General features: G+C 71.7%; 13 protein-coding genes. 9 read left to right on the forward strand and 4 right to left on the reverse strand.

Going from position 1 to position 12485, the window contains the following annotated elements; genetic code table 11:
* The first annotated feature begins 23 nt into the window (after nt 1–23).
* The 8 genes from ACWDVW_RS02965 (at nt 24) to ACWDVW_RS03000 (ending at nt 6130) form a co-directional block, all read left to right on the forward strand.
* Nucleotides 24–404, forward strand: a complete 381-nt coding sequence (locus ACWDVW_RS02965; protein ID WP_449944023.1) for a hypothetical protein — start codon at nt 24–26, stop codon at nt 402–404.
* Nucleotides 405–473: 69 nt separating this feature from the next.
* Entirely contained in the window at nt 474–1781 is a 1308-nt protein-coding gene (locus ACWDVW_RS02970; protein ID WP_449944025.1) for a hypothetical protein, read from the forward strand.
* Nucleotides 1782–1852: 71 nt separating this feature from the next.
* Entirely contained in the window at nt 1853–2452 is a 600-nt protein-coding gene (locus ACWDVW_RS02975) for a DUF4178 domain-containing protein (RefSeq protein ID WP_449944027.1), read from the forward strand.
* 160 nt (nt 2453–2612) lie between these two features.
* Nucleotides 2613–3398, forward strand: a complete 786-nt coding sequence (locus ACWDVW_RS02980) for a hypothetical protein (RefSeq protein ID WP_449944029.1) — start codon at nt 2613–2615, stop codon at nt 3396–3398.
* 77 nt (nt 3399–3475) lie between these two features.
* Nucleotides 3476–4177 (forward strand): hypothetical protein, encoded by a 702-nt coding sequence (locus ACWDVW_RS02985; protein WP_449944031.1) that lies wholly within the window; start codon nt 3476–3478, stop codon nt 4175–4177.
* Nucleotides 4178–4185: 8 nt separating this feature from the next.
* Nucleotides 4186–4995 (forward strand): SDR family NAD(P)-dependent oxidoreductase, encoded by an 810-nt coding sequence (locus tag ACWDVW_RS02990; RefSeq protein WP_449944197.1) that lies wholly within the window; start codon nt 4186–4188, stop codon nt 4993–4995.
* 169 nt (nt 4996–5164) lie between these two features.
* Complete coding sequence (locus tag ACWDVW_RS02995; RefSeq protein ID WP_131055681.1) at nt 5165–5695, forward strand: orotate phosphoribosyltransferase; 531 nt, start codon at nt 5165–5167, stop codon at nt 5693–5695.
* Between the two features lie 57 nt (nt 5696–5752).
* Complete coding sequence (locus ACWDVW_RS03000) at nt 5753–6130, forward strand: ArsR/SmtB family transcription factor (RefSeq protein ID WP_007454255.1); 378 nt, start codon at nt 5753–5755, stop codon at nt 6128–6130.
* Between the two features lie 51 nt (nt 6131–6181).
* On the opposite strand, the gene ACWDVW_RS03005 is transcribed toward ACWDVW_RS03000, so the two are convergent.
* The 4 genes from ACWDVW_RS03005 to ACWDVW_RS03020 form a co-directional block, all read right to left on the reverse strand.
* Nucleotides 6182–7114 carry a DUF368 domain-containing protein gene (locus ACWDVW_RS03005; RefSeq protein WP_431728207.1) on the reverse strand — a complete coding sequence of 311 codons (933 nt, stop codon included), beginning with the start codon at nt 7112–7114 and terminating at the stop codon, nt 6182–6184.
* A 96-nt stretch (nt 7115–7210) separates the two neighbouring features.
* The gene (locus ACWDVW_RS03010; protein WP_449944036.1) at nt 7211–9736 is read right to left on the reverse strand and encodes a polynucleotide kinase-phosphatase; all 2526 of its coding nucleotides are present in this window, start codon (nt 9734–9736) and stop codon (nt 7211–7213) included.
* A 74-nt stretch (nt 9737–9810) separates the two neighbouring features.
* Nucleotides 9811–11235, reverse strand: coding sequence for a 3' terminal RNA ribose 2'-O-methyltransferase Hen1 (locus ACWDVW_RS03015; RefSeq protein WP_449944200.1), 1425 nt, complete (start codon nt 11233–11235; stop codon nt 9811–9813).
* Between the two features lie 285 nt (nt 11236–11520).
* Nucleotides 11521–11733, reverse strand: a complete 213-nt coding sequence (locus tag ACWDVW_RS03020; protein WP_449944203.1) for a hypothetical protein — start codon at nt 11731–11733, stop codon at nt 11521–11523.
* A 168-nt stretch (nt 11734–11901) separates the two neighbouring features.
* On the opposite strand from ACWDVW_RS03020, the gene ACWDVW_RS03025 reads away from it, so the two are divergent.
* A complete protein-coding gene (locus ACWDVW_RS03025) occupies nt 11902–12285 on the forward strand; it encodes a phage holin family protein (protein ID WP_449944039.1) in 384 nt (127 codons plus the stop codon).
* The last annotated feature ends 200 nt before the right edge of the window (nt 12286–12485 follow it).

Here is a 12485-nt window from a genome sequence, read left to right on the forward strand (position 1 = left end):
GCCGTCCGGGTGAGGATGGAGACATGTTCGGGATCGGGCGCAAGAAGGACCCGGAGCTGACCGCTGCCGTCACGGCGCTCGCCGAGGCCGGCCGCGTCGCGTTCGGCGGGGTCGGGATCGCGGGCGCGACGCTGCCGGAGACCGAGGCCTACGAGCGCGTCGCGGCGATCGCGGCCGACCGTCCCGACGAGGTACGCGAGCAGCTCGACCGCCTGCTCACCACCGGCTCCCCGGCGGCCCGGGTGTACGCCGCCACGCTGCTCGAACAGCTCGACCCGACGGCCGGACGGACGGCCTGGACCAGGCTGCGTTCCGACGCGGCGGAGGTGGACACCGCCGTCGGTTGCGTGCTGGACCGCACCACGGTCGGCGAGTACGCCGCCCGACGACTCGACGATTCGTGATCTGACGGCCGGTCGGCTCCGTCCGATCGGTGCTGCCGGATCTTGTCCGGTCCTCCTACGCTCCGTGCCATGACCGCGACCGCCGAGGATTCGGCCGCCGTACCTCCGCCTCGCCCACCCCGCCCCGGGACCGTCACCGCGGCCTTCTGGTTGCAGCTCACCATCGCGCTGATCCTCTTCGGACTCGTCGCGCTGATCGTCGTCGAGGCGTTCCAGTGGGATGCCGCGATCGACCGGGCGGCACGCCAGGTGCCCGATGCCGACCCCGGCGAGGTACGCGCCGAGCGGGTCAGCAGCGTCAGCATGTCGCTGGTCTTCGGCCTCCCCGCCCTCGCCCTGGGGCTCTGGATGGCGCTGACCGCCGTCGGCGTACGGCGGGGCAGCAACGTCGCCCGGGTCATGGTCTTCGCGGCCAGCGGTGCCGAGCTGCTGCTCTGCTTCTTCCAGGCGTGCGCCGGCGTCTTCTTCATCCCGTTCATCGCGATCGCCGCCACCGGGGCGGTCGATGTCGGGGAGGCCCCACCGCCGGACGACGAGTTCTGGCAGGAGTCGGAGTTCTTCGAGGTGCTGTACGGCGAGCCGCGCACCTTCGAGATGGTGTTCTTCCCGCTGGCCGGTCTCGGTGTGCTGACGGTGCTGGCTCTCACCGTGGTGGTCGTGCTGCTGTTGACGATTCCGCCGGCCAACCGTTGGTTCGTGCCGAAGCCCGAGGCGGCCGTGCCACTGACCGCCGGAGGAGACATTCCGAACGCCTACCTCGCCACCTACCCCCTCCCGACGCCCTACCCCGCACCCGGCTATCCCGCACCCGGCTATCCCGCACCCGGCTATCCGGCACCTGGTTATCCCGTGCCTGGCTATCCGGTGCCGCCCGGCTTCCCGGTCCCGCCCGGCCAGCCCGCGCCGTTCGGCGGTCCCGTCCCGACCGGCTACGTCGTGCCCCCCGGCTATCCGGTGCCCCCGGGCTTTCCCGTGCCCCCCGGATATCCCGTACCTCCGGGCTATCCGGTCCCGCCGGGCTATCCCGTGCCCACTGGCCATCCGGTCCCGCCGGGCTACCCGTCGCCGTCCGGTCAGCCCGGTCAGCTCGTGCCCGGCCATCCCGTCGCACCCGGTCAGGTGGGCTCCCACGAACCGGACACGCATGCCAGTCCGCCGGCCTCGTCCGACCTGTCAGCAGAGTCAGGGCCGCAGGCCGAGCAGCCCGCACCGGTGGGCGAGCAGTCGGCGTTGACGGACGGGCAACCTGCGCCGTCGGGTGAGCAGGCCGCACCCTCGGCCGTTGACCCGGGCGCCGTTGACCCGGGCGCCGTTGACCCGGGCGCCGTTGACCGGGGCGACCGATCGGCTCCGGATTCGGGCGGGAACGGGCGATAGTCGGCCGGCGACGACTTCACCCGCGCCGGTCGCGGTTACCGTCGTCACCGACGTACCTGGGGAGGTGACGGGTGGACGAGGTGACGGCGTACCTGGTGATCGCGCTCGGGTGTCTGCTGGCCGCGCTGGCCGTCGTCGCGCTCGTGGCGCGGCGGCGGGGCCGGCGTCGGCCGGCGGCCGGGCCCGGCCGGCGTGCCACCGGCGGGCCGAGGACCGATCCGCGTCGCATCGAGGTCGGCGACATCGTCGAGATCGGTGACCTGTCGTACGTGGTGCGCGGATCGATCCGATTGGTCGAGGGCGAGTGGAGCTGGGCCGAGCACCTGCTCGACGACGACAGCGGGCGGTACCGGCTGTCGGTGGCCGAGAACCCGGAGTTCGAGCTGGTGCTCTGGGAGCCCCAGCCGGGGAGGGTGCGGACCGTCGGAGCCCCGGCGGTCGACGCCGCCGGGCGACGGTACGTCTGGCACGAGTCCGGCCAGGCCCGGTACACCGCGACCGGTGTGACCGGACTCGCCCCGAGCGGGACCGTGCGCTACCACGACTATCGGGCACCGGGCGGAGCGCGGCTCACCTTCGAGGCGTACGGCGAGTCGGGCTGGGAGGTGGCCCTCGGCCACCGGTTGGATCCGGGCGACGTGACCGTGTACCCGCAGGGGCGCGGCTCGTGAGAGCAGATCCGGTTCAGCTCGACAGCGGCCTACGACGACATCACCGAGGACGGATCTGGGTACACCGCTCCTGAGCCGACGCGCCCGCCCAGACGGCGTCGTGCCGTGCCGGGTTGGCCAGCAGCCGATACGGTGAGTCGCGTTCCACGGAGGGAGAAAGATGGTCGACCCGCAGAACACCCCGGTCCGGCAGCGGCCGGGTGTGGTGACGATATCCACCTACTTGCTGTTGCTCTTCGCGATCTGCCAACTGATCAGTGTGGTCGTCACGCTGGCCACGATCGGCACGGTCCGTGACGTGATGGACGAGGCGTACCGCGGCACCAGTGTCGAAGGAGCGGAGAACCTCGCCGACGTCGCCGTCGTCTTCGGCGTCGCCACCGCCATCTTCCTGCTCGTCGTGGCGCTCGCGTTGTTCGGCCTCGGCTTGCTGAACCTGCGCGGAAAGAACGGTGCCCGGATCGCCACCTGGGTCGTCGGCGGCATCATGCTCTGCTGCACCGGTTTCAGCCTGATCAGCGGGCTGGCCGGCGGTATGAGCATGCCCGGTGGCGAGACCAGCGGCGACATGCCGAGCGCCGACGAGGTCCAGCGCCGGATGGAGGAGGCACTGCCCGGCTGGGTCACCCCGGTCAGCCTCCTGCTCGGTGTGATCAGCCTGCTCGCGCTGCTGGCCGCGCTGATCCTGCTGGCGCTGCCGAAGGCGAACGAGTTCTTCCGCAAGCCGACCCAGCAGTGGGAGCCGCCCATGCCCGGCGGCAACTACCCGAACCAGCCCGGTTACCCGCAGACGCCCGGTTACCCGGGTGCCGCGCCGCAGTCGGCCGATCCGGGCTACCCGCCCACTCCCGGTCAGCCGCCCGCCGGTGGCCCTGGTGCGCAGCCTCCGCAGTTCGGAGGTCCGGGACAGCCCGGCGATCAGCCGCCGACCGACCGGCCCAACTGACCGCCGGTGAGTTAGGCGCGACTGCGACGGTCCCTCCGAGTAGGTTGCAACCCGAACACCTACCGGAGGGACTCGTCGTGTCGTACCCCGAACAGGCGCCGCCGCGCCGGCCGGCCGTGGTCGTGACGGCCGTGGTGGTGCTGGCGGTGATGGCGGTGGGTGCGCTCGGGTACGCCGTGGCCGGCCTGAGCATCGTCGGCGGCACCGGGTCCCGGTTCCGCGCGGCGGCCGTGGGTACGTCGGCCGACTCCGCCCAGGTCGACGCGATGGTGACCCTGCTGCGGGGGGTGGTGGTCGGGGCCGCCGTGCTGAGCGTGCTCGCGGCCCTGCTTCTCGCCGGTCTCGCGGTCGGCCTGATCGGCGGTCGGCCCGCCGCCCGGGTCTCCACCTGGGCGGTCGCCGGGCTCGGGATGCTCCTCGGTTGCTGCGGCATCGGAACCCTCCTGGTCCAACGCGCCACCCCCCTGGACTTCGGCGACGACCAGGCCGCTGCCGAACTCGTCGCCCTGGTGGCGGACGCCTACCCGTCGTGGTGGATTCCGATCACCACGACTCTTTCGGTCGCGCAGGTGCTCGGTTACCTTGTGGTAGCCGTACTGCTGGCGATGCCGTCCGCCAACGCCTGGTTCCGTCGCCGCCCGGTGCCCCCGCACCACCCCCAGCCACCGTCGTACCCACCCGTGCACCACCAGCCGTCCGCGTATCCGCCGCCGGTCGCGCCGCACCAGACCTATCCGCCGCCCGGGGCGCCGCCGTCGTCCCCGTATCCGCCGAGGTGAGCAGACCAGTGACGCCCGACCAGCCGAGTAGCGAGCGATGGGCGTTGATCACCGGGGCGACGGCGGGGATCGGAGCGGCCTTCGCCGATCGGCTCGCCTCCGACGGATGGCACCTGGTGCTGGTCGCCCGGGACGCTGAGCGACTCGCCGCGCAGGCCGCCGAGCTGACCGGCCGGTACGGCGTCGAGACCGAGACGGTGCCGGCCGACCTGTCCACCGACGACGGCTGTGCCGAGGTGGAGCGACGGCTCGCCGCCGCCCCGCCGGTGGGGCTTCTGGTCAACAACGCGGGGATCAGTCTGAACAAGCCGTTCCTCAGGTCGAGCCTTGAGGACGAGACCCGACTGCTCCGGCTCAACGTGCACGCGGTGATGCGATTGACACTCGCTGCGCTGCGCACGATGACTGAACGGCGAGATGGGGCAGTGATAAATGTCTCTTCCGTCGCTGGTTTCGGTGCGATCATGCCGGGATCGACGTACTCCGCCAGCAAGGCGTGGGTCACGAACTTCAGCGAGTCCGTCGGCCAGTCCGCCCGCCCCTTCGGCGTACGCGTGATGGCGCTCTGTCCCGGCTACACCCGGACCGAATTCCACCAGCGAGCCGGCATCGACATGTCGAAAACTCCCGAGTGGTTGTGGCTCGCCGCGCCCGACGTGGTCGCGGAAGCCTTACGTGACCTGCGAAAAGGCAAGTTGGTCAGCGTTCCATCGTGGAAATACAAACTGGCCGTCGCCGGTCTGCGGCACGCCCCACGCGGATTGCTCGACCGGGTGGCCCGGGACACCCGTGGGCGCATCGGCCGCGATCGCGGTTGACGGCGACACGTCGTCGTCCGGTGCAGCGGCGGCGAGCGCGAGATCACTCGATCCGAACCGCCGATCGACGTAGCGTAGTCGGACATCGCCACTCATCTGTCCCCCGGAAGGGTTGCCCGGGGTGGCCCGTCCACCCGGCACACAGACTTGCGCAGTACCCTCTATCGCCATGGGGGACCACGACGACCTGCGTAAATTCATCTCCGACCTGGCTGTGGTCCACGGCCGGGTAGTGCTCTCCTCCGGGCAGGAGGCTGACTGGTACGTCGATCTGCGTCGCATCACGCTCCATAACCGGGCGGCCCCCTTGGTCGGTCGGGTGATGCGGGAGTTGACCGCCGACTGGTCGTACGACGCGGTCGGTGGCCTGACATTGGGCGCCGACCCGATCGCCATGTCGATGCTGCACGCGACCGGCCGTCCGTTGGACGCGTTCGTGGTGCGGAAAGCGGGCAAGGCGCACGGGTTGCAACGCCGAATCGAAGGCCCCGACGTGACCGGACGTCGGGTGCTGGCGGTGGAGGACACCTCCACCACCGGCGGAAGTGTGATGACCGCCGTCGAGGCCCTTCGCGAGGCCGGGGCCGACGTGGTGGGGGTGGCGGTTATCGTTGATCGTGGTGCCGGCGACGCGGTGCGAGCCGCCGGATTGCCCTATCGGGCGGCCTATACGTTGGCTGACCTCGGCCTTGTGGCGTAAAAGTCTGCCGATTCGGATCTGCTGATATGCAGCCGGATCGATGCTGCTGGTGGAAGGATGGAATACGTGGGAACTGCGTTGGCCGAAATGACTATGCCTCAGATCTCGCCGCTTGCCGGCGAGCCGATCGAACGCGCCGACGCCGAGCGGCTGGCAGGGGTCCTCAAGGCCCTTGCCGACCCCGCCCGGCTGCGGCTGCTCAGCCTGATCCAGTCGGCGCCCGAGGGTGAGGCGTGCGTGTGCGACTTGACCGCACCGCTCGGACTCTCCCAGCCGACCGTCAGCCACCACCTGCGTATCCTCACCGAGGCCGGCTTGCTGGAGCGGGAGAAGCGCGGTGTGTGGGCCTACTACCGGCTGGTCCCGAGCGCGATCGCGACGATCGCCGACCTGCTGACTCCGCCGCGGAAGCGGGCCACCAAGAAGGCTCGCTGAACCGAAACCGCTTGGTGGCCGCCCAGCCGGGCAGCCACCAAGCGGTGGACGTCAGCGCACCTGCGTCGGCTCGTACGCCTCGGTGAGCGCCTGGGCGGCCCGGTTCACCCGGCGCCGCTCGGCGATCACCATGGCCAGGACCACGGCGAAGCCCAGCAGGAACAGCGCGGTGATGGCCAGGATGCCGTCACCCGGTGCCTGCAGGGTCCGGTCCTCGGACTGCCATGGCCACAGCGAGCGCAGGCTGCCGATCAGCGCGCCGGACATCACCGCCAGAGTCATCCGGCGATGCTTGTCCAGCAGCCACTGGAGCAGCTTGACGAAGAGCGACAGGCCGATGACCATGCCGGTGGCGAAGATCGCCAGGTAGCCCCAGTCCCGGTCGTTGAGGGCGGCGATGGTCGGTTCATAGAGACCGACGGTCAGCAGCAGGAACGATCCGGAGACGCCGGGCATCACCAGCGCGCAGACCGCCACCGCCGCCGCGACCAGCAGGATCATCGGGCGTGGTTCGAGGGTGGCCTGTGGCAGGCCGGTGAGCGCGAACGCGACCGCCGCGGCGATCACCAGGCCGACCACCTCGCGCCGCCGCCACGGCTTGCCGACCATCGAGACCGGCACCAGCACCGAGGCGAGCACCAGGCCGAGGAAGAGGCCACGGGTGTGTTCGGGGTAGCCGGTCAGTAACGGCTCCAGCAGCTTCGCGGCGAGCAGCAGGCCGGGCACCATCCCGATCATCAACGGGATCACCACGTCCCAGTGGGCCTGCCGCATCTGGTGTCCCGCCCGCGTCCAGCCACGCCCCCGAGGTACGTCCGACGCGGCGTACCGGACGGCGTTCACCACGTGGCCGGCGGACACGATCAGCCGTTCGTACACCCCGGTGACCAGCGCGATGGTGCCACCGCTGACCCCCGGCACGGCCTCCGCCACGCCGATGGCCCCACCGCGCAGGACATGGCCTACCCGTTCGCCCAATGCCATTAAGAATCGGTCTCCTGCCTCGCTCGCCCGGTCGCCTGGATGGCGCCCGCCACGGCCGCCCAGGTTACCGGGGTCGCGAGCCACGCCCTGGTGGCGTCAGAGGCGGGGGTCCACCGGCTCGGACTCGCACGCCAGGATCGCGAACACCAACTCGTGCCGACGCCACAGCGGAGCGCCGTCGACCAACGCGTCCAACGCGGCCAGTCCGAGCCCGTGCTCCCGCAGCGCCATCCCGCGCTTGCGTCCCAGGGACCGCTTGCGCAGCGCGGCCAACTCCTCCGGCTCGGTGTAGCCGGGACCGTAGATGATCCGCAGGTACTCCCGTCCCCGGCACTTGATGCCCGGCTGGAGCAGCGAGCCCCGCTCGCTGCGGGCCGCCGGACCGGCGTACGGCTTGACCACCATGCCCTCGCCGCCGGCCTCGGTCAGTTCCCGCCACCAGCGGGTCGCGGCCTGGACCGCGTCCGCGTCGCCGAGGTCGACCACCTGGCGTCGGTTCGGGGTGAAGAACTCCGGGTCCGCCGCGCAGAGCCGGTCGGCCTGGGCCAGGTGCCAGCCGTGGTCGCGGTCGGCGTACCCGGCAGAACCGCCGGCCAGCACCGCGAACGGGGCCAGCGTCACCCCGCGCAGTCCGTCGGTCGGTCCCACGTACGCCCGGTAGGCGGAGGTGTAGGCGAGCACGTCGTCCAGGCGACGGGCGGTCCGTTCGCGCAGCGCGGTCACGTCCAGCCCGCGCGCGACGGCGGCGTCCACCGCGGCCAGTGTCGCCGGCAGGGCGGCCCGGCCGGCGGCACCCACCCCGGCGTACTGCTCCCGGATCAGGCCACCTGCCTTGGCCGACCAGGGCAGCAGCTCACAGTCGAGCAACAGCCAGTCGGTCTCCAACTCCGCCCACAGCCCGGCGGCGGTCACCGCCGCGCGGACCCGGTCGAGCAGTTCGGTGTCCAGCGGACCGCCGAAGAACGGCCGTCCGGTGCGCGTGTGCACCACCCCGCCGCCCGGCCCGAACGGGCCGCCGTCCGGCTCCCGGCAGACCAGCACCACCGCGCGGGAGCCCATGTGCTTCTCCTCGCAGACCACCCGGTCCACCCCGGCCGCCCGGTAGTCGGCGAACGCCTCCGTCGGGTGTTCCAGGTAGCCGTCCAGACGGGACGTCGAGCAGGGCGCCATGGTCGGCGGCAACCAGACCAGCCAGCGCGGGTCGACGGCGAAGCGGCTCATCACCTCCAACGCGGCGGCGGCGTTCTCCGCCGGCACCGTTAACGAGCCGTAGCTGTGCTCCACGTGCCGCCGCCCGGCCACGTCGGTCAGCTCCAGCACCGCGTCCGGGCGGGACGGGGCGGCGACGAGCGGGCGTACCGGCGCGTACCACTCGCGTTCCGCCGGCACCGAGACCAGCTCGCGCTCCGGGTAGCGCAGCGCGGTCAGCCGCCCGCCGAAGACGCACCCGGTGTCGACGCAGATGGTGTTGTTGACCCACTCCGGCTCGGGGTTGGGGGTGTGACCGTAGACGACCGTGGCGGCACCCCGGTACTCGCGGGCCCACGGGTAGCGCACCGGCAGGCCGTACTCGTCGGTCTCGCCGGTGGTCTCGCCGTAGAGCGCGAAGGCGCGTACCCGGCCGGAGGCCCGGCCCTGGTACTCCTCCTTGAGCCCGGCGTGCGCGACCACCAGCCGGCCGCCGTCGAGCAGGTAGTGGCTGACCAGCCCGTCGACGAAGGTGGCCACCTCGGCGGTGAACTCGGCCGGCTCGGCCGCCAACTGGTCCAGCGTCTCGGCCAGCCCGTGCGCCACCTTCACGTTGCGTCCGCGCAGCTTGCGCAGCAGCTTCTGCTCGTGGTTGCCGGGTACGCAGAGCGCGTGCCCGGCCGCGACCATCCCCATCACCAGACGGAGCACCCCGGGCGAGTCCGGGCCGCGGTCCACCAGGTCACCGACGAACACGGCGGTACGCCCCGACGGGTGGGTCGCGTCCACCGCGCGGCCCGCCTCGTCGTGGTGCAGTCGCCAGCCCAGCCGGAGCAGCAGCGTCTCCAGTTCGGCCCGACAGCCGTGCACGTCACCGACGATGTCGAACGGCCCGGTCAGCTCGCGCCGGTCGTTGAACATCCGTTCGTACCGGATCTCGGCGCGGTCGATCTCGTCGGTCCCGCGCAGGACGTGCACCTTACGGAAGCCCTCCCGGGCCAACTGGCCGTAGCTGCGACGCAGGTCGCGGGACATCCGGGCGAGCACCTGCCGACCGAAGGTGCGGTCGCTGCGCGCCTCGGTACGCTCCCAGGCCAGTGCCTCGGGCACGTCCAGCACGATCGCCACCGGCAGCACGTCGTGTTCCCGGGCGACCCGGACCAGGGCGGCTCGGGCGTGCGGCTGGAGGTTGGTGGCGTCGACCACGGTGAGCCGACCGGCGCGCAGTCGCTTGGCAGCCACGTAGTGCAGCGCGTCGAAGGCGTCGGCGGAGGCCGACTGGTCGTTCTCGTCGTCGGCGACCATCGCCCGGAACGCGTCGGAGGAGAGCACCTGGCTGGGCGCGAAGTGCCGGCCGGCGAACGTGGACTTGCCGGAGCCGGAGACTCCGACGAGCGCCACCAGGGCCAGCTCGGGAATGTCCAGGACGCTCATCACCACTCCTGCTCGGTGGTAAGGAAGGGCACCTTGTTAACACCTCCGGTAGAGCAAGGGCCCCTTGTTAACAGTCAGATCCGGGTGAACACGGCGAGTTGAGTGGGTGCACCCACCTCCGGGTCGTCGTCGCCGACGCCGGACGAGGCAGCCGTGTAGCCGTACGTCGCGCAGACTCGGCGTACCCAGTCGGCGAACTCGGCGCGGGACCACTCGAAGCGGTGGTCGGGATGCCGGAAGGCACCCGGCGGCAGCCCCTCGTACCGCACGTTGTGCTCGACGTTCGGCGTGGTCACCACGACCGTCCCCGGTCGGGCGTACCCGAACACGCTGTCCTCCAGCGCCGGCAACCGAGGCGGATCGACGTGCTCGACCACCTCCATCAGCACCGCCGCGTCGTACCCGCGTAGCCGGTCGTCCCGGTAGGTCAACGCGGACTGCCGCAACGTCACCCGGTCACGCTGACGCTCCGGCAGCCGGTCCAGCCGCAGCCGTCGGGCGGCCGACGCGAGCGCCTGGGCGGAGACGTCGGTGCCGACGATCTCGGTGAACCGGCGGTCCCCGATCAACGTGGCCAGCAACACGCCGCCGCCGCAGCCCAGGTCCAGCACCCGATGCGCCCCGGACTCCACCAGCGCGGCGTGCACCGCCGTCCGGCGTCGCGCGGCCAACGACGCCCGGTTCCCGGCCCGGTGGGCAGACACGTCGTCCGCGTCGTCGTCCACCGCCGGCTCGTCGGCGGGCCGCTGGGCGGCCAGCCGCTCCAACGCCGCACCGGCCAGCGCCCGCTGGTGCGCCAGATAGCGGCGGACGATCAGCGCCCGCTCCGGGTGCTCACCGAGCCAGCCCGCACCCGCCCGCAGCAGCTTGTCGACCTCGTCCGGGGCCACCCAGTAGTGCTTCGCGTCGTCCAGCACGGGCAGCAGGACGTACAGGTGGTGGAGCGCGTCGGCCACCCGCAGCGTGCCGGTGAGGGTCAGGTCGACGTACCGGCTGTCGCCCCACTCCGGGAACTCCTCGTCGAGCGGGACGGCGGTGGCGGTGACGGCCCAACCGAGCGGAGCGAAGAGGCGTACGGCCACGTCGGCGCCGCCCCGGCAGCGCAGCACCGGCACCCGTACCTCCAGCGGGATGGCCGTACCGGCCAACTCCGGGCGGTCCCGCGACTCGCCGCGCAGCGCCGACCGGAACACCCGCGACAGCGCCGAGGCGAGCAGGCTGGACGCGGCGTACTGCCGGTCGTTGACGTACCGCCCGAGGGTGAAGGTCTCCGGCGCGGTGGCCGAGTGCCGACCCCGACCCCGGCCCTGCGCGGCCAGCTTCGCCGCGTCGACGTCGAGCAGCAGCGCGGCGGTGCAGCGCCGCTCGTCGGCCTCGGGATAGAAGACGTGCGCGGTGCCGACGGGCACGTCGAAGGCGTGCGTCCGGTCGGGGTGCTTGACCAGCAGGTGCCCCAGGTCGGTCGCGGGGTGGTGCGTCGTGGTCAGGGTGAGCAGCACGCGGCTCATCGTGCCAGGTTCGTCGATCTTGCGCTGTTTGGTTTTTCTTTGGGTGGTTGCGGTGGGGGTTTCCGGGGAGCCCCACCCGCTCCGGGCGGTCAGGCTTGATCCCTGCGCGGGTGGGGCTCCCCGGAAACCTGACGTGCGCACGCGCCGTCGGAGGGCGAGGGGGAGTCGTGCTGCTCAGAGGGGGAGCTTGCAGGGCGGGCTGCTGCTCGGAGGGGGAGCTTGCGGGGTGGGTTGCTGCTTAGCGGGGAGTCTGGGGGGAGGGGTGGTGCGGGAGGGTCAGCGGTAGTCGTCTTCGTCGGGGGCTACTACCCGGGCCTGCTCCATGGCGTCCCAGTCGTCGACCTCCAGGCCGCGGTGCGGTTCGTCCTCGACCTCCGCGGGGTTGACCACCGTGGCCTGCTCGACCGCGTCGGCCGGCTCGGCCTCCAGGTCGCGTTCGTCAGCGGTGAGGTGGTCGCCGGGGGCGAAGTCCTCGCCGGGCTGGCCCATCGGTGCCTCCGGGATGTCGGTGGACGGTACCCGCTCCACGGTACGGGCTGTGCCGGTGTTGCGCTGGGAACCGGCACGTCACCCGGCGGGGCGAAGGGTACGCGGGAGGTACGGCCCAGTCGGGCGAATCGCCCCACCGGCGGCTCGCCCCGGTGCCAGGATGGTCCCGTGGGCTTCCTCATCCGGCTGGTGACGACCGCCGTCGCGCTGTGGATCACCACTCTGATCGTGCCCGGGGTCGAGGTGACCGGGCGGACCGGCTACGACACCGTGTTCACCCTGTTGATCGTTTCGTTGATCTTCGGGGTGATCAACGCGGTGCTGAAGCCGTTGATCAAGGTGGTGGGCTGCGTCTTCTATCTGTTGACCCTGGGCCTGTTCGCGCTGGTGGTCAACGCGCTGTTGTTCCTGCTGACGGACTGGATCGCCGGCACCCTCCGCCTGCCGTTCCACGTGGACGGCTTCTGGCCCGCCTTCTGGGGAGCCATCGTGATGGCGGTGGCCACCTGGCTGATCAGTGTCGTGGTGCCGGACCGCGCGGACCGTCGGTGAGCCGCCCGGCACCGGGCCGGTTGTGCCGGGCCGGTCCAGCTACGGGATACTTCCCGCGTAGGACAGCGCGGTCCGGCGCACCAATGGAGATCAGGCGGCCATCCGGCCGACCGCCAACGGAGTTTCGCGCGGCTGCCCGGCCGACCGTCGACAGGCGGCCGAACGGCCGGCGCACGAAGAGCGGCGGCCGCACGGCCGTC

This window comes from Micromonospora sp. NPDC003241 (assembly GCF_053589795.1).